The 25,285-nt window shown below is 61.9% G+C and carries 31 protein-coding genes and 1 tRNA gene; 13 read left to right on the top strand and 19 right to left on the bottom strand.

All coding sequences use genetic code 11. The features are described from left to right. Positions 1–124: 124 nt before the first annotated feature. Positions 125–1,942 carry an adenine deaminase gene (gene ade, locus EJ076_RS22110; RefSeq protein WP_126069261.1) on the bottom strand — a complete coding sequence of 606 codons (1,818 nt, stop codon included), beginning with the start codon at positions 1,940–1,942 and terminating at the stop codon, positions 125–127. 146 nt (positions 1,943–2,088) lie between these two features. Between ade and EJ076_RS22115 the strand changes: the two genes are divergently transcribed. Both EJ076_RS22115 and EJ076_RS22120 read left to right on the top strand, forming a co-directional pair. Continuing rightward, positions 2,089–2,937 (top strand): alpha/beta hydrolase, encoded by an 849-nt coding sequence (locus EJ076_RS22115; protein WP_126069262.1) that lies wholly within the window; start codon positions 2,089–2,091, stop codon positions 2,935–2,937. 116 nt (positions 2,938–3,053) lie between these two features. Next, positions 3,054–3,719 (top strand): outer membrane protein, encoded by a 666-nt coding sequence (locus EJ076_RS22120; protein ID WP_126069263.1) that lies wholly within the window; start codon positions 3,054–3,056, stop codon positions 3,717–3,719. On the opposite strand, the gene EJ076_RS22125 is transcribed toward EJ076_RS22120, so the two are convergent. From EJ076_RS22125 to EJ076_RS22140, 4 genes are all read right to left on the bottom strand, one after another. Continuing rightward, entirely contained in the window at positions 3,707–4,465 is a 759-nt protein-coding gene (locus EJ076_RS22125) for an amino acid ABC transporter permease (RefSeq protein WP_245462854.1), read from the bottom strand. The genes EJ076_RS22120 and EJ076_RS22125 overlap by 13 nt on opposite strands. A 20-nt stretch (positions 4,466–4,485) precedes the next feature. Continuing rightward, entirely contained in the window at positions 4,486–5,193 is a 708-nt protein-coding gene (locus tag EJ076_RS22130) for a transporter substrate-binding domain-containing protein (RefSeq protein WP_164548702.1), read from the bottom strand. A gap of 116 nt (positions 5,194–5,309) precedes the next feature. After that, on the bottom strand, positions 5,310–5,633 hold the full coding sequence (locus tag EJ076_RS22135; protein WP_109671734.1) for a GYD domain-containing protein: 324 nt from the start codon (positions 5,631–5,633) through the stop codon (positions 5,310–5,312). 23 nt (positions 5,634–5,656) lie between these two features. Next, positions 5,657–6,352 carry an isochorismatase family cysteine hydrolase gene (locus tag EJ076_RS22140; protein WP_126069264.1) on the bottom strand — a complete coding sequence of 232 codons (696 nt, stop codon included), beginning with the start codon at positions 6,350–6,352 and terminating at the stop codon, positions 5,657–5,659. Between the two features lie 105 nt (positions 6,353–6,457). On the opposite strand from EJ076_RS22140, the gene EJ076_RS22145 reads away from it, so the two are divergent. Further along, positions 6,458–7,357, top strand: a complete 900-nt coding sequence (locus EJ076_RS22145) for a LysR family transcriptional regulator (RefSeq protein ID WP_109671736.1) — start codon at positions 6,458–6,460, stop codon at positions 7,355–7,357. Positions 7,358–7,846: 489 nt separating this feature from the next. Then, positions 7,847–7,932: transfer RNA gene (locus tag EJ076_RS22150), tRNA-Leu, on the top strand. Positions 7,933–8,057: 125 nt separating this feature from the next. On the opposite strand, the gene EJ076_RS22155 is transcribed toward EJ076_RS22150, so the two are convergent. The 4 genes from EJ076_RS22155 to EJ076_RS22170 all read right to left on the bottom strand — a co-directional run bounded on the left by EJ076_RS22155 (position 8,058) and on the right by EJ076_RS22170 (position 10,062). Further along, entirely contained in the window at positions 8,058–8,426 is a 369-nt protein-coding gene (locus EJ076_RS22155) for a hypothetical protein (RefSeq protein ID WP_126069265.1), read from the bottom strand. 339 nt (positions 8,427–8,765) lie between these two features. Further along, positions 8,766–8,975: a hypothetical protein gene (locus EJ076_RS22160; RefSeq protein ID WP_109671774.1), complete on the bottom strand. Its 210-nt coding sequence runs from the start codon at positions 8,973–8,975 to the stop codon at positions 8,766–8,768. A 13-nt stretch (positions 8,976–8,988) separates the two neighbouring features. Further along, positions 8,989–9,246, bottom strand: a complete 258-nt coding sequence (locus EJ076_RS35850) for a PilZ domain-containing protein (protein ID WP_109671738.1) — start codon at positions 9,244–9,246, stop codon at positions 8,989–8,991. Positions 9,247–9,483: 237 nt separating this feature from the next. Continuing rightward, positions 9,484–10,062 carry an NUDIX domain-containing protein gene (locus EJ076_RS22170; RefSeq protein ID WP_126069266.1) on the bottom strand — a complete coding sequence of 193 codons (579 nt, stop codon included), beginning with the start codon at positions 10,060–10,062 and terminating at the stop codon, positions 9,484–9,486. Between the two features lie 154 nt (positions 10,063–10,216). Between EJ076_RS22170 and EJ076_RS22175 the strand changes: the two genes are divergently transcribed. From EJ076_RS22175 to EJ076_RS22190, 4 genes are all read left to right on the top strand, one after another. After that, positions 10,217–11,320 carry an NADH:flavin oxidoreductase/NADH oxidase gene (locus tag EJ076_RS22175; protein WP_126069267.1) on the top strand — a complete coding sequence of 368 codons (1,104 nt, stop codon included), beginning with the start codon at positions 10,217–10,219 and terminating at the stop codon, positions 11,318–11,320. A 133-nt stretch (positions 11,321–11,453) separates the two neighbouring features. Continuing rightward, positions 11,454–11,771, top strand: coding sequence for an SH3 domain-containing protein (locus EJ076_RS22180; RefSeq protein WP_109671740.1), 318 nt, complete (start codon positions 11,454–11,456; stop codon positions 11,769–11,771). A gap of 153 nt (positions 11,772–11,924) precedes the next feature. Then, complete coding sequence (locus EJ076_RS22185; protein WP_013532012.1) at positions 11,925–12,203, top strand: DUF982 domain-containing protein; 279 nt, start codon at positions 11,925–11,927, stop codon at positions 12,201–12,203. A gap of 29 nt (positions 12,204–12,232) precedes the next feature. Further along, positions 12,233–12,472 (top strand): DUF2188 domain-containing protein, encoded by a 240-nt coding sequence (locus EJ076_RS22190; protein ID WP_109671741.1) that lies wholly within the window; start codon positions 12,233–12,235, stop codon positions 12,470–12,472. Between the two features lie 72 nt (positions 12,473–12,544). Here the strand turns inward: EJ076_RS22190 and EJ076_RS22195 are convergent, their stop codons facing one another. Both EJ076_RS22195 and EJ076_RS22200 read right to left on the bottom strand, forming a co-directional pair. Next, positions 12,545–12,832, bottom strand: a complete 288-nt coding sequence (locus tag EJ076_RS22195; protein WP_126069268.1) for a hypothetical protein — start codon at positions 12,830–12,832, stop codon at positions 12,545–12,547. A 67-nt stretch (positions 12,833–12,899) separates the two neighbouring features. After that, complete coding sequence (locus tag EJ076_RS22200; protein ID WP_109671744.1) at positions 12,900–13,898, bottom strand: alpha/beta fold hydrolase; 999 nt, start codon at positions 13,896–13,898, stop codon at positions 12,900–12,902. Between the two features lie 134 nt (positions 13,899–14,032). Between EJ076_RS22200 and EJ076_RS22205 the strand changes: the two genes are divergently transcribed. The 5 genes from EJ076_RS22205 (at position 14,033) to EJ076_RS22225 (ending at position 17,581) form a co-directional block, all read left to right on the top strand. Then, on the top strand, positions 14,033–14,776 hold the full coding sequence (locus EJ076_RS22205; protein WP_109671746.1) for a competence/damage-inducible protein A: 744 nt from the start codon (positions 14,033–14,035) through the stop codon (positions 14,774–14,776). Positions 14,777–14,857: 81 nt separating this feature from the next. Further along, complete coding sequence (locus tag EJ076_RS22210; RefSeq protein ID WP_126069269.1) at positions 14,858–15,691, top strand: universal stress protein; 834 nt, start codon at positions 14,858–14,860, stop codon at positions 15,689–15,691. A gap of 236 nt (positions 15,692–15,927) precedes the next feature. After that, positions 15,928–16,428 (top strand): xanthine phosphoribosyltransferase, encoded by a 501-nt coding sequence (gene gpt, locus EJ076_RS22215; RefSeq protein ID WP_057145797.1) that lies wholly within the window; start codon positions 15,928–15,930, stop codon positions 16,426–16,428. A 211-nt stretch (positions 16,429–16,639) separates the two neighbouring features. Next, positions 16,640–17,128 carry an NUDIX hydrolase gene (locus tag EJ076_RS22220; RefSeq protein ID WP_109669793.1) on the top strand — a complete coding sequence of 163 codons (489 nt, stop codon included), beginning with the start codon at positions 16,640–16,642 and terminating at the stop codon, positions 17,126–17,128. Positions 17,129–17,269: 141 nt separating this feature from the next. After that, positions 17,270–17,581 (top strand): PilZ domain-containing protein, encoded by a 312-nt coding sequence (locus EJ076_RS22225; RefSeq protein ID WP_109669790.1) that lies wholly within the window; start codon positions 17,270–17,272, stop codon positions 17,579–17,581. Between the two features lie 65 nt (positions 17,582–17,646). Here the strand turns inward: EJ076_RS22225 and EJ076_RS22230 are convergent, their stop codons facing one another. From EJ076_RS22230 to EJ076_RS22265, 8 genes are read right to left on the bottom strand one after another with little or no spacing between them, the layout of a single operon-like run. Then, positions 17,647–18,468 carry an IclR family transcriptional regulator gene (locus tag EJ076_RS22230; protein WP_126069270.1) on the bottom strand — a complete coding sequence of 274 codons (822 nt, stop codon included), beginning with the start codon at positions 18,466–18,468 and terminating at the stop codon, positions 17,647–17,649. A 54-nt stretch (positions 18,469–18,522) separates the two neighbouring features. Continuing rightward, the gene (locus tag EJ076_RS22235; protein WP_126069271.1) at positions 18,523–19,734 is read right to left on the bottom strand and encodes an aminotransferase class V-fold PLP-dependent enzyme; all 1,212 of its coding nucleotides are present in this window, start codon (positions 19,732–19,734) and stop codon (positions 18,523–18,525) included. A 9-nt stretch (positions 19,735–19,743) separates the two neighbouring features. After that, on the bottom strand, positions 19,744–20,235 hold the full coding sequence (locus EJ076_RS22240; RefSeq protein WP_109669782.1) for a RidA family protein: 492 nt from the start codon (positions 20,233–20,235) through the stop codon (positions 19,744–19,746). Continuing rightward, positions 20,232–21,233 carry an oligopeptide/dipeptide ABC transporter ATP-binding protein gene (locus tag EJ076_RS22245; protein WP_126069272.1) on the bottom strand — a complete coding sequence of 334 codons (1,002 nt, stop codon included), beginning with the start codon at positions 21,231–21,233 and terminating at the stop codon, positions 20,232–20,234. The genes EJ076_RS22240 and EJ076_RS22245 overlap by 4 nt, the downstream gene beginning before the upstream one ends. Continuing rightward, entirely contained in the window at positions 21,230–22,249 is a 1,020-nt protein-coding gene (locus tag EJ076_RS22250) for an ABC transporter ATP-binding protein (protein ID WP_109669845.1), read from the bottom strand. Before EJ076_RS22250 ends, EJ076_RS22245 begins: the two co-directional genes overlap by 4 nt. Next, positions 22,246–23,466: an amidohydrolase/deacetylase family metallohydrolase gene (locus tag EJ076_RS22255; RefSeq protein WP_109669777.1), complete on the bottom strand. Its 1,221-nt coding sequence runs from the start codon at positions 23,464–23,466 to the stop codon at positions 22,246–22,248. The genes EJ076_RS22250 and EJ076_RS22255 overlap by 4 nt, the downstream gene beginning before the upstream one ends. Beyond that, on the bottom strand, positions 23,466–24,329 hold the full coding sequence (locus EJ076_RS22260; RefSeq protein WP_126069273.1) for an ABC transporter permease: 864 nt from the start codon (positions 24,327–24,329) through the stop codon (positions 23,466–23,468). The genes EJ076_RS22255 and EJ076_RS22260 overlap by 1 nt, the downstream gene beginning before the upstream one ends. Continuing rightward, positions 24,329–25,270 (bottom strand): ABC transporter permease, encoded by a 942-nt coding sequence (locus tag EJ076_RS22265; protein ID WP_109669772.1) that lies wholly within the window; start codon positions 25,268–25,270, stop codon positions 24,329–24,331. The genes EJ076_RS22260 and EJ076_RS22265 overlap by 1 nt, the downstream gene beginning before the upstream one ends. Between the last annotated feature and the right edge of the window lie 15 nt (positions 25,271–25,285).

Consider the following 25,285-nt stretch of genomic DNA (forward strand, 5'->3'; position numbering starts at 1 on the left):
CTTTCGAGAACCGGAGCGGAACGTACTTTAAGTACGTGAGCTCAGTTCTACCGCGACGCGGTAGAACGGGGAAGCGCAGAAAGCCACCATTCGCAGGCCGGCCTCACCCGAATATCGATATACCCTAGACGAAGAGATCGACCTTCTGGAACGTCGTCACATCAATCAGGCCGACATCGGAAATCCTGAGTTCGGGAATGACGACCAGCGCCAGCAGCGAATGCTGCATGTATGCGTTGTTTAGCGAACAGCCCATCTTGCGCATTGCCTCGGTGAGTTTCTCCGCCTTGGCCGCGACGATTTCCGCCCGCTCGTCCGACATCAGCCCGGCGATCGGCATTTCGACCAGCGCCAGTTCCTTGCCCTTGGAGAACAGCACGACGCCGCCACCGACCTCGCCCAGACGGTTGACCGCCAGCGCCATGTCCTGCTTGTTGGTGCCGACGCAGATGATGTGGTGGGCGTCATGCGCCACGCTGGACGCCATGGCGCAGTCGCCCATGTAGCCGAAGCCGGAGACAAAGGCGTTGGTGACGCCGCCCGTGCCCCGGTGGCGCTCGACCAGCGCGATCTGGCAGATGTCGTTGCGACGATCCATGGCGACCAGTCCGTCCTCGACCGGCAGATCGGCCTCCAGCGCGCGCGTCGGCGCCTGGTTTTCGATGACGCCGATGACGCGCACCCGCACCTCGTTGGCGCCCTTGGGGGCGGCGATGTCGAAGTCGCCAGCCTTGAGCCTCTTGCCGAGCTTGACGGTGTTCTTCGCCGTCCGGGGATAGTCATAGGCCGGAATATCGATTTCGAGCTTGCCGCCCTTGGCCAGCCTGACGCCGCGTGCATAGACCTCGTCGATGGTCATTGCGGCGAGATCCGAGACGATCAGCAGGTCGGCCAGCCGCCCCGGCGCAATCGAACCGATCTCGCGCTCCAGTTTGAAATGCTGGGCGGTATTGAGCGTCGCCATCTGGATCGCCGTCACCGGCTTCAACCCCTGTTGGATGGCGTGGCGCACCACGCGGTCCATATGGCCTTCCTGAACCAGCGTGCCGGAATGGCTATCGTCGGTGCACAGGATGAAGTTGCGCGGATCGATGCCGCTCTCGGTCACCGCCTTGATCTGCGAGGCGACGTCGTACCAAGCCGAGCCCAGCCGCAGCATCGCCTTCATGCCCTGGCGCACCCGGGCAATGGCGTCCTCGGCGCGCGTACCCTCATGATCGTCCTCGGGGCCGCCGGCGACATAGCCATGGAACGGCAGGCCGAGATCGCGCGAGGCATAGTGACCGCCAACCGTTTTCCCCGCTTTCACCGTCGCGGCGATCTCGCCCGACATGACAGGATCGTTGGCGACGACGCCGGGGAAATTCATCACTTCACCCAGTCCGATGATGTTTTCCCAGGTCATCGCCTCGGTGACGTCTGCGACCGTCAGCTCGGCGCCGGCGTGTTCCAGCCCCGGCGCCGAGGGCACGCATGACGGCATCTGCACATGCACGTTGATGGGCATCGCCACAGCTTCGTCATGCATCAGCCGCACGCCGGGCAGACCCAGTACATTGGCGATCTCGTGCGGGTCGATGAACATCGAAGTGGTGCCGTGCGGAATGACAGCGCGGCAGAACTCGGTCACCGTCACCATGCCGCTTTCGACATGCATGTGCGCGTCGCAGAGACCGGGCACCAGGTAGCGCCCGCCGGCGTCAACCACCTTGGTACCCTGGCCGATGGCATGGCTGGCGTTCGGCCCGCAATAGGCAAAGCGGCCGCCGGCAATGGCGATGTCGGTACCGGCGATGATCTCGCCCGAATGGACATTCACCCAGCGGCCGTTGCGCACGACGAGATCGGCGGGTTTGCGCCCCATGGCGACATCGACCAGATATGTCGCCATCTCGGTCCAGGGTTTGGGTTTTGCGGGCCTTGCGGGCTTGGCTTTCGTCATTGGCGATTCCTCGGTTGGGGCCAGTGTCGCAAATGTAGGCTGGCGCCGCCAGAGCTGTCGGTCCGACATCCGGCGGCAGGCCAGGCTTGTTGACTAATCCGGCTAAAACGCGATGCTGACTGCGGATCGAGCTGCAAGAGGGAAACATGACCCGTTTTTGGAAAGCGTTCGCCATCATCTTGTTCACAGCGTCGACCACTTTTGCCGCCGCCGAGGAACGTTGGCAGACCTTGCCGGAGCCGGCGGCCATGCCCAAACCCGATCAGAGCGGATATGCGCCGGTGAAGGGCATCCAGATGTACTACGCCGTTTTCGGCGCGGGCGACCCGGTGCTGCTCATCCATGGTGGCCTCGGCCACGCCGACATCTGGGCCAGCCAGGTGGCCACGCTTTCCAAGACGCACAAGGTGATAGTCGCCGACAGCCGTGGCCACGGTCGCTCCACCCGCACCGAGCAGCCTTACGGCTACGACTTGATGGCGTCGGACTATCTGGCGCTGCTCGACTACCTGAAGATCGACAGGACCGCGGTTGTCGGATGGAGCGATGGCGGCATTATCGGTATCGACATCGCGCTGCATCATCCGGAGCGGCTGACAAGGCTCTTTGCGCAAGCCGCCAACGTAACCACCGATGGCGTCGATCCCGGCGTGATGACCAACAAGACCTTTGCCGCCTACATCGACCGCTCCGGCCGCGACTACAAGAAGATGTCAAAGACGCCGGACCAGTATGACGCCTTCGTGGCGCAGATGAGCCATATGTGGGAGAGCGAGCCGGCGTGGACCAAGGAACAGCTCGCCAAGATAACCACGCCGACGGCGATCGTTGCCGGCGACCATGATGAGGCGATCAAGCGCGAACACACCGAATACATCGCCTCCGCCATCCCGGGCGCGAAGCTGATCATCCTACCCAACGCCAGTCATTTCGCCATGCTGCAAGCGCCGGATGAGTATAGCCAGGCGGCGCTGGACTTCATCGACGCCAAATAGGGATTCTGTGCGGCAGAAAGGGGATTGCGATTGTTGAGCAATGGGATTCCGTTTTGCGGCGAATGTGGTTATCCTCGCCGCAAGGATCTTTCTGAATCGTCATTTCGGGGAGTTCGATGCATCGACTGATGGTCGCAAGTGCCGGTTTCCTTGCCGCTCTGGCCATGCCGGCTTTCGCAGCCGACCCGGCGGTCGACCTGCCGATGACCGCGCCCGGCTTCGACTGGACGGGTTACTATGCCGGCATGCAGGCCGGCTATGGCTGGGGCCGATCCGATATATCAGTGACAGAAGGCGCGCCGTTTTCAATCTCGCCCGACATCGACGGCGGCTTCGTCGGTGGCCATGTCGCCGGCCTTTGGCAGTTCGACCAGGCGGTGCTAGGCGCCGAGGCAGATCTCAACTATTCCTCGATCGAAGGCACGACGGAATCGGGCCTGGGAAGCACATTTGGCACCGACGTCAAGTGGTTCGGGTCGGTCAACGCCAAGGCCGGCTACGCGATGGATCGCCTGCTGGTCTACGGCGTTGGCGGCATCGCCTTTGCCGGCATCGAAACGTCGCAAGTCGCGGGGCCGGCGTTCACCACCACGCGCACAAATGTCGGCTGGACCGTCGGGGCCGGCGTCGACTATGCGCTGACCGACAAATTCGTCGTCGGCGCGCAGTATCGCTACTATGATTTCGGCTCCGAGCATTACGACACGCCGGAACCCTTCAACGATCGCGATCAGAATGTGAAGCTGAACACGGTCGGCATCAATTTGAGCTACAAGTTCTGATCGCTCCCGTTCAGTGCCGGTGTGTTGCGAACGGGTTGCAAGCCGGAATTCCGATCGTTGCTCTTCCGAGAATATGGGGCGGACATTCGTCTCTCGATCCAGCCTTGCGCGAGTGTCAGGATGGAGACCATGACGAGATAATAGAGGAACGCGCAGGCATACCATTCGGTGAACCGGAAGCTCGCCGATATGGACAGGGAGGTTGTTGTCATCAATTCCCGCAGCGAGATCGTGTACGCCAGGGACGTCGATTTCAGCAAGGAAATGAATTCATTCATCAGAGACGGCAAGGCGATACGCATTGCCTGAGGCATGACGACCAAGCGAAAGGCCTGAAATTTGGTAAGCCCAAGTGCGGCAGCCGCCTCCCTCTGGCCAGCCCCCAGAGACCCAAGTGCGGCGCGCATGATTTCCGCGTTATAGGCCACACCGACCAGGGTCATGCCAATGTAAGCGGCAATGAACGGGGTGAACCACGACGAGCGGAATATCGGAAACAGTTGCGGCAAGCCGTTCCAGATAAACAACAGCACCAGGATCATGGGCGCACTTCTGAACAGCCAGACATAGGCCAACAGGACCCAGCGGACCGAAGCGTGCTTGGAGCTTAACCCGATCGCCACAGGTAAACACAGCGTGAAGGCTGTCACCTGGACGCAGATCGAAAGGCCGATCGTTATTAGAGCGCCCTGGATCAAGGCGGGGCTGATGAGAGCTTGAAGGAAAATGATCGGATCAAACAGCACGTCGGCCCCGCGCTTCTTGCCTACGAGTCAAAGTCTACGTCGAAACCAGACTCGGGAAAATTGTACTTCTTCGATATCTCGCCAAACGTTCCTTGCTTCTTGAGCGCCTTAAGCGCCGACCTCAGCAACGCCAGGTCTTCCGGCGATTTCTGGATGTATATGCCGAACTGGAACTCGGAGGGATAGGTGTACACGACCTTGATCTTGTCACCGGTCTGTTTGGTGCGAACGCCAGCTTCAGCCGCTTCGGTCAGCGTTGCATCGGCTCGCCCGATCATGACCTGCTGGGTCGCCGCGACCTGCGATTCATAGGTCTGGAAGGTGACAAGCGCCTTGCCCTCCGCCTTGAACTTCTTGTTCATCTCGTCGGGTGCATCGGCGTAAGACGTCCCGGCTTCGATCGCCAGCGACTTGCCGGCAAGGTCGTCCGGGGTCTTGATCGCATTGTTCGTCGCGGCAGTGACGATCACGGTCGACGATTTCAGATAGGGCACCCCATCATAGGATTGACGGCGCTTGTCGTTGAGATAGATGCCACTGATGACGAGCGAGCAGCGACTTGCCTGCAGCGACGGCAGAAGCCCGTCAAAGCCTGAGACCACGAATGTGATGTCGGCGCCCCAGAATTTGGCAAGCGCATCGGCGACATCTATGTCGACGCCGACCGGTCGCGTGTCGGTTGGCTTGTCCATGTAGGTGAATGGTGGAAAGCCGGCCGTGGTGCACACGGTGAGGTGTCCGTCGCGTATGAACGAGGGCGCAGCTGTTTGAGCAAGAGCGGTTTGGCTGAGCAGTGTTGCGCCCAACACAGAAGTGATGTGGCATGCACGTAGCATCGTTCGTTTCATGGCAATTCCCCTGTTGCAATTCGGCTTTTTATTGACGCCTCGACAATCGAGCTCCATGCCGAGGCGTCGAATGCACGCAGCACGACCGGATCGACATGCCCGTCCTGGCGGGCGACGAGCAGGTATTGCATCATCGCCGTTTCGCTCGGCATCTCGAAAATCTGCACGAAATCGTAGGCGCCCATTGTGGCGTAGAGGGCGACGCTGCGCCCACCGAGATCTTCGACTCGTTCACGACTGACCCGAGCGCGCTCCGGAGAATTGGCAATCTCGTCGAGCCCCCGCTGCGTGAGACGCATCAGAGAGATGAAATAAGGCATTGCACCAATCCAGTTGGTTTCGATCAGGTGTTGGCCGAGGACGCGTCCAATGCGCGAAGGCCCGCCATCACATCCGCCGCCCTTGAGACGACACCGTAGATGCCGTCCTCGACGGTGACCATGTGAACGGCGGCGTCATGGGCGTACTGGTCGCCGCTGGCGCAGGCATCCTCGATCAGCAGGCATTGGTAATTTCTGTCCGCCGCCTCACGCATTGTCGTGCTCACGCAAACGTCCGTCGTGCAGCCGCTGAAAAGCAGGTGGGAAATCCCCCTGGCCCGCAGGACATGATCGAGGTCGGTATGGGTGAATGCACCGTTGGCGGTCTTGTCGATGACGACGTCGTTGGCGTGGACGGTGATTTCCGGGACAATCTCAAAACCTGGCGACGAGCGCAAAAGGACTTGGGTTCCCTCGAGCCCCGCACGTTTGCGACGCCAGCGCTCATAGGGAGTCATATCGGCCATGTCGGCGCGATAGCCCTGCCTGGTATGCAGGATCAGGCACCCCCCCGTGCGGGCGGCATGTATCAGAGCATTCACCGTCGGCAAAATCGCTCGCAACGGTGCGGGATCGTAGCCTTTTCTGGCGAAATAGCCGTCGGAAGACAGGAAATCGACCTGAAGGTCGATGACGAGAAGAGCCGTCACCTTGGGATCGAGATTTCCGTCATAGGGATAATCGAAAGGACGCGACCTGATCCACTTTGTTCCTGTCATTGGGCGCCCCGGCTTGTTGCTCGACGCCGAAACTAGGACAAGCCAATTGTTTTGACAAACCAAATGATTTATACAATTTCAAGTTAGTACAGCTAAACAATAGAGATGAAGCACCCACACGGCCTGGCCTATCTTCGCGTCTTCGAAACGGTTGCTCGGGTTGGTTCCGTGCGCGCGGCTGCGACCGAGCTGAGCGTCACGCCCGGCGCTGTAAGCCAGCAGGTGCGCAACCTGCAGGACACCCTTGGTGTCGCCCTGTTCGTCAGGGACGGGCGGCGCCTGCGCCTGACGGAAGCTGGAAAGACATTGCAGCGCTCAGCGGCGATAGCTTTTTCCGAGATCGACACGTGCGTTGATGAAATTGCCAGGCCCGCACCATCGGCGGGACCTCGATCCGTCACGATTGCGGTGCCACCGGCTCTCGCGGTTTCATGGTTCACGACCCAGATGTTCGACTTTGCCCAGGTTGAAGGCCTTACGTCCTTTCGTATGATTCCCGCGGTTGATTTCAGCCAGATCGACTGGCGCTCGACCGACATCGCGATCGTCTACGGTTCACCGCCCTGGAAGGGCTTTTCCTGGAGCCTCATGGCCAACGTCGCCCTGCGACCCGTTTGCAGCCCGAAACTGCTGAATGCCTCACCATCATTGAGATCGCCGCGCGACGTGACGGAACACTGGCTTTTGCACGAGGACGACGGCAGTGAATGGCTGCGGTGGCTGACAGCGGCGAATGTATCGCAAGTCACCTCGCGCAACGCATATTTCGGCACATTGATGATGGCGATAACCGCGGCTCTTGAAGGGCGCGGACTTGCTCTGGTCAGTGACTTCCTTGCGTCCGAATACCTTCATTCAGGACGACTGGTCAGGCCGTTCGAGACGGCAATCGAGGCTTCACGGAGCTACTATTGTGTCTGCGCCGACAGCCGCGCCGCCGATCCGCAGATCATGCGGATGACAGAGTGGATCATAGACCGATCGAGAGCACCGCAACGAGTTTGAACGGGAAAGCGTTCGGCACTTGTCTTGGCCTCGCCACAGCGTGATTTGAACCCTTGTCCGCCCAAGGCGCGTGGAACAAATGGTTCGGGTCGGTTAACGCCATGTCCGGCTGCGCCATGGACCGCCTGCCGGTCTATGGGATTGGCGGCATCGCCTCCGCCGGCATCGAACCGCGATCAGAATGTGAAGCTAAACACTATCGGCATGAACCTCACCAGCAGCGTAACGCTGCTGGCTAAGGCCGAGGAGCTATCTTGGTGGAAGGGAGGCGGCCGACGCTCCCAGTGGGCGGGGGGAATGGGTTGGGCCTGAGAGGCGCCGGCCTTGGTGGATCAAATCCACCACACAGGCATCCTACCAGCACCCGCGGCGCCGATAATTCCGTGATCGCGCCAGTATCATCAAGCCGCCCGGTCTGTTTGCACGTTCGGCCAGGACCCAAGAACACGACTTGACGGCCTGTGTCTGGCGTCTGAAAAGGGCTGGCCTGCGGACGTGGCGGAATTGGTAGACGCAAGGGACTTAAAATCCCTCGATCTCTGATCGTACGGGTTCGATTCCCGTCGTCCGCACCACTGCTGTGATTTGTGCAAGATTCGGCTTGAACCAGCCCGGAAACGACGGCGTTCCCAGCGCAGCCATCAAATGTCAGGCGTCGCGACACGAACCATGAACTGAAGGGGCAGCGCCGGTGTCCTGCTCACAGTGACGCCATACCGACAAGGGTTTGCGCGTGAGCATAGAGCTCGCGGCCGGCTCGCCGATATTCGATCTCCTCGCCGCTACAAACGACCATGAACTGCGCCGCGAACTCATGGGTGGTTGTGGCCGGGGTTGCGAGCATGGTTTCCACGATACTGGACATGTCAGCATACACGCGAACCAGATCATTGTCGGAAATGTCAAAGGAGATCGATTCCCTGAGCGCCACCCAACGCCGAAAGCTTGCCAGGATCGGCCTTTCGTTCAAGTTTGCAGCAGAAGCCCTTTCCACTGCAGCGGCTCCTATTGCTGGAATGGAGACGACTGTGCCGAGCACAGTGCGACTGGTCGTTGCATGAAAAGTCATGTCCAAGTCCCTACGGTTGCAGCCAACTTTCTACGGTCGACAACCCGAAGCTGCATTGCTCTAAATCAAAATCATTGGCAAACGAGCCGAACCGAAGGAACACGCGCCAGATGGCTGCGCGCCGCATAACAAACGGCCCGGCACGCTCGCAGTCGGGGGGACGTTGGGGTCATGCCGGGCCGTTGCGGGTGGGCTTGGTTTGGGATCTTGCCCCGCACCGACCAGCGTATATCTATATTAGCCACGTCTCAATTAAGACTGAAGTCCTGCCGACCAAGAGCTCTTTGTTTTAACGCAATTCCGCACGGAGAACCGTTTCACACTTTTCCTGGAATTGCTCTAGCGGCCCAAGGGTTGCCTGGAAAGCGAAACCAGCTCTAGCTCGTCAGTTACGCCGGCCATGTAGTTTGCGATGATCCGAGACGCGAGCGCGCTGCGCGCTTCAGTCGATTGGCTGTTGAGCTTAAGTTGCTCAAAAACGCGCCCCAACAAGGCCAGTTCGGATGGATCAAAAATCCCTGCTTCCGTTGCTTTTCTCCGAATAGGCACGCGACCTCCCAACTCAGTATATTTGAATGCCAAGGCGCTCACGCCTTCGCCACCGCACCACAGCTCGATAGCTGGCGTCATCTTCAGGCACTAGAAGGACGAAACGGTCTGGAATTGTGACGCCAGGGTCCACCCGCAATTCCGCACCATGAGCGTGTTGATTTCTAACGGAGCAACCGATCTTCGCATCGTCCGTGATGATCGTCGCATCCTTCAGGACAATCCCACGAGCGTGAGAGCGTCGCTCCATTGGCGGATCAATGGGGGGCATGGTGTTATTCTTTCCGTAAATCCAGCAGTGAACGGTTGATGGACTTCAAACGCATGCTTGACTCGCAAAACCACGATTCAATTAGCTAGCACTAAAATGGTTCCCAAAACGCAAAGCCGACAGCGCTTCGTCTGTCCTGCCCTCGAGAAGCGCCCTCGCGGCCATCCATGACCTGCTTTGATGGCACCCATTTTCCAGCGCTCCGATGCCGGCAAGGCGCCGGATAGCCGCAGAGGGTCAAGCAGGGATCGGGTTCAGCTTCAGATGCTGGATCAGAATAATCGTCTTGGCATCGATGATGCGACCGTCGGAGATGCCGGCCAGCGCCTCGTCGAGCGGCATTTCCAGCACCTCGATGTCCTCGCCCTCTTCCGGCGCGCCGCCGCCGGCCGAGATGCGGTCGGCGGGCGAATAGCGGGCGACGAAGAACCAGAGCCGTTCGGTGACGCTGCCCGGGCTCATATAGGGCGAAAAAAGCCGCTCGACGTTCTGCAGCCGGTAGCCGAGTTCTTCCTCAGCTTCCTTGCGGATGGCGGTCTCTGGATCGTTCTCGTCGAGCAGCCCGGCACAGGCCTCGATCAGCGGCTCGCGATGGCCGGTGACGTAGGCGGGATAGCGGAACTGGCGCACCAGAAGCACGGTCGAACGCGAAGGATCGTAAGGCAGGATCACAGCGCCGTCGCCGCGATCATAGGTCTGGCGTACCTGCGTCTCCCACTCGCCGTCACGCCGGCGGTAGTCGAGGACGGTCTTCTTCAGGACGGCCCAGTCGTCGGAGAGTATCTCTTCCGAACGGATGCGAATGCGATCTTCCATCACGGTCTCCATGCTACCCGGCCGAGGCGTAGCCGCGAACCGGCATTTGCGCAATGTAGGCAATCGGTTCAAAAAGGCGCTTCACCGTCTCGTGTCTGGCGCGCTTCCGATCCATTGCCTAGATAGCGGCTTACCCCTCCCGGAGCCCCATTTCATGACAGCATCGCTTTTCCAGCCGATCACTCTCGACGGCCTCACCTTCCCCAATCGCATCGCAGTCGCGCCGATGTGCCAGTATTCGGCCGAAGACGGCTCGGCCAGCGACTGGCACCTCTATCACTGGATGAACCTTGCCATGTCCGGCGCCGGCATGGTCACGGTCGAGATGACCGATGTCGAGCGGCGCGGGCGCATCACGCATGGCTGCCTCGGCCTCTATTCCGAAGACAATGAGGCCGCCGCCCGCCGGACGCTGGATGCGGCAAGACGCGTCGCCGCACCCGGTACGAAATTCGGCTCTCAGCTTGCCCATGCCGGCCGCAAGGCCTCGAACCGCAAGCCGTGGGAGGGCGGCGGTCCGCTGCAGCCAAACGAGGATCCCTGGCAGACCGTGTCGGCCTCGGCCATCGCCTACGATACCGGCTGGAACGTGCCGCACGCGCTGGAGGACGACGAGATCCTGCAGCTCATCGAACGATTCACTGATGCGGCGAGGCGTGCCGAACGCGCTGGCTTCGATTTCCTCGAACTGCATGCCGCGCACGGCTATCTGATCTTCCAGTTCCTGTCGCCCTTGTCCAACCAGCGCACTGACCGCTGGGGTGGCTCGCTGGAAAACCGCATGCGTCTTGTCGTCGAGATCGCCAAGGCGGTGCGGAAGGCAACGCCAAGGCTGATGCTCGGCGCGCGGCTGTCGGTGAAGGATTGGGTCGATGGCGGCTTCGACGTCGAGGACGCGATCGAAGTGGCAAAAGCACTGAAGGATTTGGGTGTCGCCTATCTCTGCTGCTCGAGCGGCGGCAATTCACCGCTGCAGAAATTGCCCACCGGTCCCGGCTACCAGGTGCATCTGGCGGAAGCCGTGCGCAAGGGTGCGGATATTCCGACCCGTGCGGTCGGCCTGATCGACGACCCAAAGCAGGCCGAAGCGATCCTCGCCGAGGGTCGCGCCGACATGGTGGCGCTGGCGCGCGCCTTCCTGGCCGATCCACGCTGGGGATGGCGTGCGGCGGCGACGTTCAGCGAGACAATCCACCCGGCGCCACAGCTTGCCCGTTCGGTGACCACGATGCAGCACTGGATGAAGGCGGCGGGCTGATCGGCGCGTTCTCTACCGGCGCGGTGTTGCCTCCTAGCCCTGGACAGTTTGCCACAGCTTCGCTTCAATTTTACTCGCAACCTGTTACGTTGGGTGAGGCTGCGGCGGGCGTGGCCGGGCTTGGGAGGAGATCATGTCGTTCAGGGCATTCTTGCCGGTTGCAGCGCTGACCGTTGTGGCCGGACTTTGGATCGGCACATCGACGCCGGCCGGCGCACAATATTGCGAGGGCACGGTGCACGGCCTGTCCGGCCGCTACAATCTGGCGACAGGAAGCGGCTTTCTTGCTGTGCGGACACGGCCGAACTCATCGTCGCGGATGATCGGCCAGTTGTTCAATGGCGATCATACCGAGATCTTCGACCGACGCGGCAACTGGTATCAGGTCGAAATCGGCGGCCGGACCGGCTGGGCAAACGCACGCTGGCTGCGCAACGATTGCGGCTACTGAGACATCAGTGCATGTCACCCAAAAGTGGATCCGGTTTTGGGATAACGACATGCATCGAACAAAGACCTAAGTCGCGTCGCAAACGCGACGCGACTTTTGGGCGCAGGCTGAAGGCCATGGTTGCAACCAAATTGGCTGCTTTGCGTTGCGGCCATGATGGACAACAAACCTTTTGAAGTGCCGGTCGTCGTCGAACTTGGCCACGTCGGCAAATATCGCCATATCCGCAGCGCCCAGGAGGCGGCTGAGTGCCTGATGACCGTGTGGCCGCTCAATCGCGGCCCGCGCCATCGTGATGCGCTCGACACTTGCCTCAAAGTACTGGAAGGTTATCGTTCGACTGCAGATGCGCGCCGGGCGCTGATTGAAGCCGCCAAGGAATCGGAAGTGCTGGTGCCCGACGACAGACTGCCAGACGACCGGCTGCATTGAGCAGACGGACCTTTCAACTGGAGGTTTTCATGGCGAAGCTGACTTACAAGGTCGTCGAGCATGACGGCGGCTGGGCCTACAAGGTCGGAGCGACCTTTTCGGAGACGTTTCCCACCCATCAGGACGCCTTGCGCGCCGCCGAAATCGCCTCGGCCGAGCAGCAAGTCGCCGGAGCCACGGACGGCATCCAGTACGAGGACGCCGAAGGCAAATGGCATGAGGAACTGGCCGATGGCCGGGATCGACCGCAGACAGAGGTCTCCGACTAACCCTTCGTCAGGGAGTCGACCGCGGACGCCCGGAGAGAAGGGCGTCTCGCGGCAGTAGAAGCCTGCGGCTGACTATTTGCCGCAGTACTGGTCGTTGACGTTCCCCTGAGCATTCGCATCAGGACCGGCGGTGTTGGAGGCGCAGGGCCCGGCTGCGCCGGGGTTGCCGAGGGTGTTCAGCCCGGAGCTGTCGCCATTGATGCTACCAGTTGTGGTAGTGTCCACAGACGATGAATCCTCATTGCCGAAGAGCCAGTTGTGATGGAGCCAATCTTGATGATTGCCGTCCGACGACTGCTCCATCGCCGATGTGGCGAGACCGATCGTGAGAACGGATGCTGCGAGAAGTTTCCTGTACATTGAATTACTCCGTATCTTGGCCGCCTTGGGTGCGACACGGGTAAAACCCGCCAATGAGTCGAATGGTTCATTGAAATTGTTGTGAAGCCGGGTTGATGTCGGATCGGAAAGCACGGGCCGCAATGCGTTTGATGAACGCGATGACCCGTTCCGGCTCGTTGAATTGCGGCATGTGCCCGAGGCCGTCGACAGATTCGAACTCAAGCCTTTCGATCTTGTTCTGCATGGGCTCGCCGTGGGTACGGATATCGATAACGCGATCGGCCGTACCGAAAAGAATGCCGGCCGGCATGACGATCTCGCTATAACGACCCTCGATGCGGCCGAGATCTTGTTCTACCGCCACGACATCGGAGGACGTGGCGTAGAAATGGGCTGGTCTCAGCCCCAGCCACCCACCTCCGTCGACCATGTAGTCGGCAGGAGAAGCCTGTGGCGCGAAGATGAATTCCATTGTCGGCCGCGCATATCTAAGGCTCGTCGGTATCGCCAGCGTATAGCTCATGATCCGGCGCCACAGGCGTGACGGGATATAGAGCGAGCCCAGCTTTTCACGCGCACCGGCTTCCATGTGGGTCAATGGCGACAACAAGGCGATGCCGGAAATCACCTCGGGGTGCTCCACGGCAAGGGTCAGCGCGATGGCGCCGCCGAGGGAATGACCGACCACCAGCGGCCTTTCCAGCCCAAGCGCTTCGATGAAGCCTCGCACGATTCCAGCCTGTTCGGGCAGGCCACCGGAGGCGCCGCTGGCGCGCACCGAATAGCCCGCACCCGGTCGGTCGAGCGCGATCAGCCGGTAGCCCGGGCCGAATCGTCCGAACAGAGTGTGCCGGAAATGATGGAGCTGAGCGCCAAGCCCATGCACGAAGACGATCGGCCGCCCCTCACCCTGATCGACATAGTGGATGCGGTTGCCGTGGATCTCGATGAATTTTCCGACCGGCGGCACCAGCCTTTCGGCCTTGGCCGCGATCCACAGCGTCGCCAGCACCAGACTGGCGATCCCCAAGACTGCCAGCAACACCAGAACGACCAGCAGCCACGACAGAATCGACAGGAGCATTGTTCACCCGGATCAGAGCCTGGTTGAGCTTAGCCGCATCCGGTGCCGCTGCAACCTTGCATCGAAACGGGGGCGGCATTGCGGCCGCTGCCGCGCCGCGCTATCTCAGGCGACCTTTCTTGCCGGAGCTTCCCATGCCTGAAATCGTAACCGCCGCCATGCTCGTCATCGGCGATGAGATTCTGTCCGGCCGCACCAAGGACAAGAACATCGGCCATCTCGCCGACATCATGACGGCGATCGGCATCGACCTGAAGGAAGTGCGCATCGTCCCGGACGAGGAAGACGAGATCATTGCTGCGGTGAATGCCGTGCGCGTCCGCTACACTTATGTGTTCACCACCGGCGGCATTGGCCCGACGCATGACGACATCACGGCCGATTCCATTTCCAAGGCCTTCGGCGTGCCTTGTGAATACGATGCCAAGGCCTACGCGACGCTGGAGGCAAGCTATGCCGCACGCGGCATCGAATATACCGAGGCCCGCAAGCGCATGGCACGGATGCCGCGAGGCGCCGATCTCATCGACAATCCGGTGTCGGTCGCGCCCGGCTTCCGCATCGGCAACGTCCATGTCATGGCCGGTGTGCCATCGATTTTCCAGGCCATGCTCGATAATGTCGTGCCGACGCTGAAGGCCGGCACGAAAATGCTGTCGGCAACCGTGCCCTGCCCGTTCGGCGAAGGCCTCATCGGCGGGCCGCTGGGCGACATCCAGAAAGCGCATCCGGACACGATCATCGGCTCCTACCCGAAATATGGCGACGGCAAGTTCTGGACCGAACTGGTCGTGCGTGCCCGCAGCCAGGAGGCGCTGGACGCCGCCCGCGCCGATGTCGAGGCAATGGTCACCGGGTTCGCCAACAATCCCGGCTGATCCGGTCCAGACCGGAACCAAGCACGACGCTGCAACGTTTCCTCGGCGCGAGTTCGATAGCTCGTAGACTGAGGGATCATCATGCGATTCAAAACCATCGTCGCCATTCTGCAGAACGAGCAGGACGCGGAGCGGGTGCTCGACTGTGCCATTCCGCTCGCCACCCGGTTCCAGAGCCATCTGATCGGCATCCACGCCGAAACGCTTCCCGTGCCCTACACCTCTGCCACAGGCTTTCCGGACACCGAGTTCCTGCAGGTTTCGGCCGACATGAACCGGGAGCGGGCCGAAAAGCTGCAGGCCGTGTTTCTCAGGCATATCGAGAATTCCGGTCTATCCTTCGAGTGGCGAAGCCTGGAGAGTTTTTCGGGCGACAGTGCGCTGACCGGGATTTCAAGCGTGCGGGCCGCCGACCTGATCATAGCGGCGCAGCGCGAAACGGGCGGTGACCCGAGCGCGGATGTCGACACGCTGGTCTATGACGCCGGCCGGCCGGTGCTGGTGGTGCCGCATGCGGGTCCGCTGGTCACCACCTTCAAACACGTGCTGCTCGCCTGGAACGGCAGCAAGGAAGCGGCGCGCGCCGCCTTCGACGCGCTGCCCTTCATCATCGAAGCCGAGAAGACCGACATATTGGTCATCGACCCCCCTGAAACGCTCGACGACAGCCCAGAGGCCGCCGGGGCCGAAATCGCGTCCGCGCTATCGCGCCACGGCGCCACCGTGAGCGTCTCGGTGCAGCGTTCGGGCGGCAATTCGATCGATGACATCATCCAGACCAGGATCGCGGAGACCGGCGCCGACCTGCTGGTGCTCGGCGCCTACAGCCACTCATGGCTGCGCCAGCTTCTGTTCGGCGGCGTGACGCGCACGGTGCTGCGCACCGCGCCGGTGGCAGCCTTCCTGTCGCGCTGATGCCTGTCGCTCAAAAAATGGCTCCGGTTTTGAGACAACGACATGCATGCAAGCAGAGACTTGAGGCGCGTCGCATGAATCCGTTTCGACGCGACACGCTTTAAGTCCACAGCGATCTCTGAGGCCTGCCCTTGCCAAGGCCCCTGCTCTTGCCAAGACAGGGGCTTTCCGGCTAATTCCGCGCGCATTCCCCTGTTTTCTTGCGCGCGATCCCCGCGTGCTGCGGAGTGCGCGACATGTCCCTTCCCGAAAAAGCCTTTCCGGTCTCCTGGGACCAGTTCCATCGTGACGCCCGCGCGCTCGCCTGGCGGCTGGCCGGCGCCAACAAGGGGCAGTGGAAAGCGATCGTCTGCATCACGCGAGGCGGGCTGGTCCCCGCCGCGATCATCTCGCGTGAGCTTGGCATCCGCGTCATCGAAACCGTCTGCGTCGCCTCCTATCACGACTATACCAGCCAGGGGCAGCTGCAGGTCCTCAAAGAGATCACCCCAGCCCTGCTCGCCGAAGACGGCGCCGGCGTGCTGATCATCGACGACCTGACCGACACCGGCAAGACAGCGGGCATCGTGCGCGCGATGATGCCCAAGGCGCATTTCGCCACCGTCTACGCCAAGCCGAAAGGCCGGCCGCTGGTCGATACTTTCGTCACTGAAGTCAGCCAGGACACCTGGATCTATTTCCCGTGGGACATGGGCTTCACATACCAGAAGCCGATCGCCGACGACCACGCCGGCTGATTCGCCACAACCTGCCTGTTACATACCAGCAGCTTGCACCGGGCATGATTTGCTTTCGCAAACGGGCCTGGCAGGCCAGATATTTTGCGAAATCGACGTCTATTGGTGGAAATCGGCCAGACGAGTGAAATTTTTTACTTTTATTGCCGACAATTAGCCGTAAGATTCATGAGGCGGCAAACGATTCTGGAGGCTGGGGCTAGCTTCTCCGATGTTGACGAGGCCAACGACGCACAACCATCTGGTCGAAAGGGTCCGGCGACTCTTCGGCACCGCACCCTGTCGCCTACAGGTTGCCGCCCTGCCCTGGCGCGATACCGGGAACGGCGTCGAGATCATGCTGATCACCAGTCGCGATACCGGTCGCTGGGTTTTGCCCAAGGGCTGGCCAGAGGCCAGGGAGCCGCTCTGCGAGGCCGCGGCGCGCGAGGCCGGCGAGGAAGCCGGGCTGCGCGGCAGTGTCTCTCATCTCGAAGCCGGCCGTTACTTCTACGCCAAGGTACTGGCTTCCGGCGAAGAAGTGCCGTGCGAGGTCCTGGTGTTCCCGCTGCACGTCGACAAGATCGCCGACCGCTGGAAGGAAAAACACTCCCGCACCCGCAAATGGGTCAGTTCCAGCGAAGCGGTGCACATGATCAACGAACCTGATCTTTGCCAGATTATCGCCTATTTCTGCGCCGACCCGCACAGCTTTCCCTAAACGGGACATTGGATGGCCGCACCGCGCGCCCAAGTTGTAAACCAGTTCGGCTTGCAAGGCACGATACGCATTTGCGCATCAACGTGAATGCTTTGCTAAGGAATCAAAGGTAGGATTCGGCAGCTCTGGTATTTTTCAGCGATGTCGAACCCTGCAAATCCGATTCCGAACGTGTCCGACGAGCCCCAGCGCGAGCATCGTCCGCGTGTGCTCAAGGGCGGGTCAATCATTACCGGAATTTCGAATTCGGAAGTCGGTTGCACGCTGCGCAATCAGCACGAAAGTGGCGCCGAACTGAAGATACCGCTCGAAGCCCGGGTTCCAGATCACTTTCTTCTCTATGTGCCGCTCGACGGCATTGCCTATCGGTGCGAGGTCCGCTGGCGGCACAACGACCGTATCGGGGTGCAGTTCACCAGCACCGAGCCAAAACCCCGGCTGCATTACGGCTGATCCTGCCGGGACCTGGGGTTGGCAAGCCGACCACCAGCCAATCTCGAAAAACATCAAGCTAGCGGCTATGGCTGGCCGTTCCGCCAACCCAGACGCGTTTCAATACGCCCCGCGCTCAGTTTGACCAGCGCAGCCAGGTCCGGGTTCTTTTGTTTCAGCTTCAGATCGGGAACGACGATCGAGATCGTCGCGCGACAGGCTCCCAGATTGTCGCGGATCGGAGCGGCGATACAGGCGACTGAAAAATCGGATTCGCCGGCCTGGATCGACAGCCCCTGCGCCAGCGTCGCTGCGGATGCCTTGGCAAGCACATTCTTGTCGGTTTCGGCGCGCCCCGTCGGCGAGGCCGTCGCCGAGCGGGCGAATATCTCCAGACGCTCGGCTTCCGGCAAATGACCGACTAACAGCCGGCCCGAGGCGGTCCAGTTGAGCGGCGTGCGCGTGCCGACGCGCGACGTCACCTGGAAATGATCCTTGCCCTCTTCCATGGCGAAGACGACCATGTGGTCGCCATCGCGACCACATATCTGGACGGTCTCTTTCGAATTCTGGGCCAGTTCATGCATTTCCTGCACCGCAACGTTGAGCAGGTCGAGGGTGCGGGCATAGGTCAAGCCATATTGATATAGCCGCGGCCCGAGCCACAACAGGCCGCCATCCTTGCGGTCCAGAAGCTCCTTCTCGACCATGTCGTCGACAATGACATAGATGGTCGACAGCGGTGCGCCGATATCGCGCGCGATCTCATAGGCGGTTGCAGGCCGTCCCTGCCGCTGCAGGCAATCCAGAATTTGCAACGCACGGTCAATGCCGCTGGTACGCGACCGGCGCGGCTCTGTAGCGACCTTGGTGCTGCTCAGGTCTCGATCGGTTGTCGTCGTTGCCATGAGGCCTCGGGGTTCATCGCGCATGGTTGTCACAGGGCAGTAGCATGGCGGCAGTCAATCCGGCCAGTTGAGGATTGCCGCCTCGCTGGCGAGGACGCGCTCGTTGAAAGGCGTCGCGATGATTTCATTCGACTTGCGCGCAATATCGAGTTCCTCGCCAAGCCGGGCAGCCACGACGAACTCTTCGTCCGGATGAAGGTTGCAGGGGTCGAGAAGGAAATAGCCATGCTCGACTTCGTGGTCGCGCACGATCACCGGCCGGTCGCCGGCGGCCAGACGATCGGCGAGATCCCATGCGGTGATGCGGGCCTGTGCCGGATCGATCGTAAGCTTCAGGCGGTCGAGCGGGTTGTTGGTCGGATCGGGCTCGATGCTGACATTGACGCCAGCCCGCCCTTCAAGCGTCTCTATCCAGCAATCGAGCGCCCTGCGTTCGCGGGCACGAATGGCGTCATGGTCACGCACCTTCCAGGCCTGAAGTGCCGCGAGCGCCCCGACGATGCCCTCCTTGCCCACCTTCATGCCACGGCCGATGCCGCGGTTCTGCAGGTAGACGTTGCGAACCCTTTCCTTCGGCCCTGCAACGATGCCGGAGGTCGGACCGCCAAGGAATTTGTGGCCGGAATAAAGGACGAGATCGGCGCCGGCTGCGAGAAAGCCGGTGAGATCATATTCCGACGCCGCATCGACGATGACAGGCACGCCACGCGCGTGCGCAACCTCGGCAAAGATCGCCAGCGGTATCTGGGCATAGTCGACCACATGATGCGAAACGACAAAGACCGCCGCCGCGGTGCGATCGGTGATGGCACCAGCCAGATGATAGGCCGAAGCGCTGGTCGCCTGGCCAACCGGGACGACCTTGGCGCCGGTCAGCCGGATCGCCTGTTCCACCGGCGCACCATAGGAGATCATGTGCCCGGACTGGATCAGCACCTCGTCTTTCAGGCCTGATGTGTCGGGCAGCCGCTCGATCGCCCAGAGGTTAGGCCCGGTCATGCAGGCAGCCACGGCAAGACTGATCGCCGCCGAACAGGAAGCCGTGATGAAGCCGGCTTCGGCGCCGGTCAATTGCGCAATGGCGGCACTGGCACGCCGATGCAGGTCGCCCATTTCGACGAATTCGCCGAGGATGGCGGAGACGGCCTCGACCGCTTGCGGGACGACGATGGAGGCACCAAGCGAGGTCATCGTGCCGGACACGTTGATGACGGGCCTCAAGCCCAGCTGGCGGCGGATGTTGTCGGGTCTGTTGTGCTTGGTCATGTCCTGTCCTCAGTCGATCGCTATGACGGCTTCGATCTCGACGGTGATGCGGCCGGGCAAGGAGCCATGGCCTACCGCTGAACGCGCGTGGATACCGGCTTCCTGGAAAACATCGATAAGCAGGTCCGAACAGCCATTGATGACAGCCGGATGGTCGGCAAAGTCGGGTGTCGCGTTGACCATGCCGAACAGCTTGACCACACGCCGCACACGGCGCAAGTCGCCCAGGGCCGTGTGCATGACGGCGATCAGGTTGATGCCCGTCAGCCGGGCATGGGCATAGGCCTCGTCAATGGTGACGTCGGCGCCGACCTTGCCGGTATGGAGCCGGCCATCGGCTTCGCTCGGTCCCTGGCCGGACAGGAACAGCAGCTTTCCCTCCTGGACGTGGGTGACAAAATTGGCGATTGGCGACGGCGCCTCGGGCAGCGTTATGCCAAGCGCCGAAAGCCGGCTGTAGGGCGTGCTGTCCGGATGCTTGAACAGCTCGGAAAAGGTCATTTCAAACTCCAGTCAGACATTTTTTCATTGTGGCGGATGCATGCCACGTGATGTCCGCCGCCGACAGGCTCGACCGGCGGCACGGTTTCAGCGCAGGCCGCGATCGCTTCCGGACAGCGGGTGCGGAAGACGCAGCCGGAAGGCGGATCGATCGGGCTCGGGATGTCGCCATGCAAAGGTATGTGCGAGCGGCGCCGCGTCGGGTCCGGCACGGGCGCCGTCGCCAGCAGGGCTTTCGTGTAGGGGTGGCGTGGCGCGGCATAGACAAGGCGGCTCGGGCCGCGCTCCATGACGCGACCGAGATACATGACCACCACCTCGTCGCAAAGATATTCGACCACCGAGAGATCATGGGCGATGAACAGCAGCGTCAGGCCAAGCTTTTTCTGCAGGTCGCCAAACAGATTGAGCACCTGTGCCTGCACCGAGACATCGAGCGCCGAAACCGGTTCGTCGGCGACGATGAATTGCGGCTCGACGGCGAGCGCGCGCGCGATGCCGATGCGCTGGCGCTGGCCGCCGGAGAATTCGTGCGGATAGCGGCTGGCGTGGTCCGGCGACAGCCCGACCAGCGTCAGCAGCTCGGCGACCCGCTCCGCCCGCTTTTTGCCGCGGGGAAAGCCGCGCGCGTCAAGCGCCTCGCCGATGATAGCGGCGACCCGCATACGGGGATTGAGGCTGGAAAACGGATCCTGGAAGACGATCTGCAACTTCTGCCGATAGGCGCGCATGTCGCGCGACGACAGTGAGAACAGGTCGACGCCGTCGAACAGCGCCTTGCCGCCCGTCGGTTCAACCAGCCGCAGCAAGGCCCGGCCGGCGGTGGTCTTGCCCGAACCGGACTCGCCGACAAGGCCTACGGTCGAGCCGCGTTGGACATCAAAACTGACATCCTCGACCGCATGCACGATGCGGCCGTTGCGCGCTGGAAAATGCTTGGTCAGGCCCTGCACGCTGAGCAGCGGCTGCGCCTCGACGGTTTGGACAAGCGCGCTCATAGCTCGGCGCTCCTGATGCAGCGGGAAGCACCGTGCGGGCCTGCCGGCACGAGTGCGGGCGGTGCTGCCCGACACGGCGCTATGGCGAAATCGCAGCGCGGCTCGAAGGCACAACCTGGCGGCAGATTGGTGATCGGCGGCACGCTGCCAGGGATCGAATAGAGCGCACGGCGCTCGCCGGCGGCGTCGATGTCGCGGGCGGCGTTCGGCGTGCAGGCCAGCAGGCCCCTGGTGTAGGGATGGCGCTGATGCGCGAACAGATCGTTGACCGGCGCCTGTTCGACGACGCGGCCGCCATACATGACAACCACATCATGGGCGATTTCGGCGACGACACCGAGATTGTGGGTGATGAACAGGATCGACATACCCATCTCGGCCTGCAGCCGGCGCAGAAGGTCGAGGATCTGCGCCTGGATGGTGACGTCGAGCGCTGTGGTCGGCTCATCGGCGATCAGCAGAGACGGGCTGCACGACAGCGCCATGGCGATCATGACGCGCTGGCGCATGCCGCCGGACATCTGGTGCGGATAGTCGTCCAGACGCGATTCGGCGTCGGGGATTTCGACATGCTTCAGCATGGCGAGCGCGCGCTTGCGCGCTTCGCGACGATCGACCGGCTCATGCAACGCGATCATCTCGCCGATTTGGTCGCCGACCGTGAACAGCGGGTTGAGGCTGGTCATCGGCTCCTGGAAGATCATCGCGATCTCCGAGCCGCGCATTTTCCGAAACTGCTTCTGGCTGAAGCCGGCAAGATCGTGGACGCGCTCTTGCCTGTCGCGAAACAGGATGCTGCCGCCGGCAATCGCACCCGGCCGCGACAGAAGCCCCATGATGGAGAGGCTGGTGACGGATTTTCCCGAGCCGGATTCGCCGACCACCGCGAGTGTCTTGCCGCGCTTCAGATCGAAGGTCACGCCATCCACCGCCTTGGCCGTCAGCCGGCGCGTCACGAACCACGTCCGCAGATCGCGAACCGACAGGATGACGTCGCTGGCGAACGGCTCTGTCACGACTTCCACCCGCAATGCGGACAGGCGTGGGGACCGCCCTCGCCTTGCCTGGGCATATGGCGATGAGCTGCAACGGCGTGGGCGCCCAGAATGGCATGACGCGGTTCAAACAGCCGGTGCAGTGTGCTCGGCACGCCTTGGGAATCGCGCACGGTCAGATCGGCGTCGACAACATCGAACAGCGTGAACTCCGCCGCCTTGCCTTTATCCAGCAAGCCGTCGGTCGGCAGGCGGATGGCGCGGCGCGGCGCGGTGGTCGAGGCCGCCACCACATCCTCGAATTTCATGCCGAGCGACAACAGCTTGGACATGGTGGTGGCCATGTCCCAGACCGACGTATCCAGCGAGCGGTTGTGGAGATCGGTCGAGATCGTTGCCGGCGGCAGGCCGCGCTCGAGGGCCGCCTTGGCGACATCGAAGGAGAAGGACGCGCCGCCGTGACCGACATCGAGCACGATGCCTCGCGCCGCCGCCTGTTCGGCCAGCAGGTAGAGATCGTCGTCCTCGATGATCGAGCCGCCGGCCTTGCCGTTGAAGCAATGGGTGACGATGTCGCCTTCGGTCAAAAGGCCGAGCACGTCGTCGTAGAGCGGCGGCGGCTCGCCGACATGCACCATAATGGGCAGCTTGAGGATGCGGCTGAGTTTCTTGGCCAACCGGACGGGCGTCAGATCCCAGCCGCCTGTTATGACATGGCTGGCGCGGACTTTCAGGCCAACGATGACGTCGCGGTTGGCCTCGACCGTGGCGATGACGCGGTCGAAATCGATCGAACGCATGTCGATCAGCTCGCTGACGCGGTTGCAGGCGACGAGGCCGATCGAACCGATGTTCAGGAAGGCGTAGACGTTCTCCTTGGCAGGTTCGATGATGAATTCACGAAAGCCGTGGAAATTGGCCTCGCCGGCCGAGCCGGCATCGACCATCGTGGTCACGCCACGGGCCGCGCCACATTGTTCAGGGCGCAGCGAGATATCCGTGCCGCCATACCAGACATGGACATGGAGATCGGTCCAGCCGGGTGACAGAAACGCACCCTTGGCATCGACTGTGTTGACGCCCTCGCCCGCTGCAATCGCTGACGCGGTCTCGGCGATGCGGCCCTGCTCGTCGACCAGCACGTCGATCGGCTGATCGAAGCCGCCGCCGAACCCGACGGGTCTGGCGCCCTTGATGAGCAGCGGCCGGTCGGCCTTTTGGAAACGATTGCCGAACATCAGATATCCTTTGCCAGACGGGGGTCGAGAAGATCGCGCAGTCCATCGCCGACGAGCTGCAGCGACAGCACCGTGACGACGATGGCGGCACCTGGAAACATCATGACCCAGGGCGCCTGATCCATGTATTGGCGACCGGTGGCGATCATGGTGCCCCAGGTCGGAATGTCGGGCGAAATGCCGACGCCGAGGAAGGATAGGCCGGCTTCCGCCAGGATGGCGTTGGCGAAGATGAAGGTGCCCTGCACCAAGAGCGGCGAGGTGACGTTGCGCAGCACGTGGCGGATCAGGATGATTGGCGTCGGCACGCCCAGCGCGCGCGCCGCCTCGACATAGGGAAGTTCGCGGATGACCAGTGTCGAGGCCCGCACGACGCGCGCAAGCCGGGGCGCATAGACGATGCCGAGCGCGATGACCACATTGACCGCGGTCGCGCCGAGTGCTGCCACCAGCGCGATGGCGAGCAGGATATCCGGGAATGCCATCATCGCATCGATCAGCCGCGAGACCGGCGCATCGAGCCGCTTAAAGTAGCCCGATGTCAGCCCGAGGATGGTGCCGATGATCGACGAAAAAATAACCACGGCGAAGCCGACGCTGAGCGAGGTGCGCGCGGCATAGAGCATGCGGGTGAAGACATCGCGGCCGAGATCGTCGGTGCCGAACAGATGGTCGAGGCTCGGCGGGTGCAGCCGGCTGGCGATGGAGAGCTTTGACGGCGCGTAGGGAGCGATGACGGGCGCCAGGATCGCAGCCAGCACGATGATCACCAGCACGGCGATGCCGGCGGCCGATGTCGGCCGGCCCAGCAGCCGTGAAAGGATGTTGGGCTCGGAGCGGAGCGGGATCGAGATCGCGGCCATCAGTAGCGAACCCTGGGATCGACCGCGAGATACAGCATGTCGATGGCGAAATTGACCAGCACGTAAAGCCCGGCAATGACCAGCAGCGCGCCCTGGATGACGGGATAGTCGCGTCTCAGCACCGCCGAGACGACGAGGCTGCCGACGCCTGGCAAGCCGAACACCGTCTCGGTCACCACCGCTCCGGAAATGAGTAGGGCTGCGGTCAGGCCGATGACGGTGAGGATGGGGATCAGCGCATTCTTGAAGGCATGCTTCAGCACCACGCGCCATTCGCTCATGCCCTTGGAGCGTGCGGTGCGCACATAGTCGTCGTTGAGCACGTCGAGCATCGAGGCGCGGGTGAAGCGCGTGATCAGCGCCGAAGAGACGAGGCCGAGCGCCAGCGCCGGCAATACGAGATGGTTCAGCCTGTCGGCAAAGGATGCGCCCGGCCCGCCATAGCCTGACGTGTCGAACCAGCCGAGTTTTACGGCGAAGAACTGGATGAACAGCAGCCCCAGCCAGAAGCTCGGCACGCTGGCCGCGAACATGGCGATGGTGGTCGTTGCCTGATCGAAGACCGAACCACGCTTGTAGGCGGCCAGTATGCCGACCGGCAAGGCGATCAGCGTCGCGATCAGCAGCGAGAACACGGTGAGGAAGAAGGTCGGCTCGGCACGCTGCGCAAGTGCTGATGTGACCGGCTCGCCAAGGAAGATCGACTGACCGAAATCTCCTTGCACCACGCCAAGCACATAGCGTCCGAACTGTTCGAGAATCGAGCCGTCGAGCCCGAGCCTGGAGCGAAGTGCTGCGATGTCGGCGGCCGACGCGTCGGGGCCGAGCATCACCGCTGCCGGATCGCCTGGTGTCACGCGCACGATGACGAAGACGATGGTGACCACCAGCGCCATGACGACGATCATGCCGAAAAGTCTGTTGAGGATCGAGCGCAGCATCGGTTCAGCCTGTCC

The sequence above is a fragment of the Mesorhizobium sp. M7D.F.Ca.US.005.01.1.1 genome, from assembly GCF_003952545.1.
GTDB classification, from domain to species: Bacteria; Pseudomonadota; Alphaproteobacteria; order Rhizobiales; family Rhizobiaceae; genus Mesorhizobium; species Mesorhizobium loti.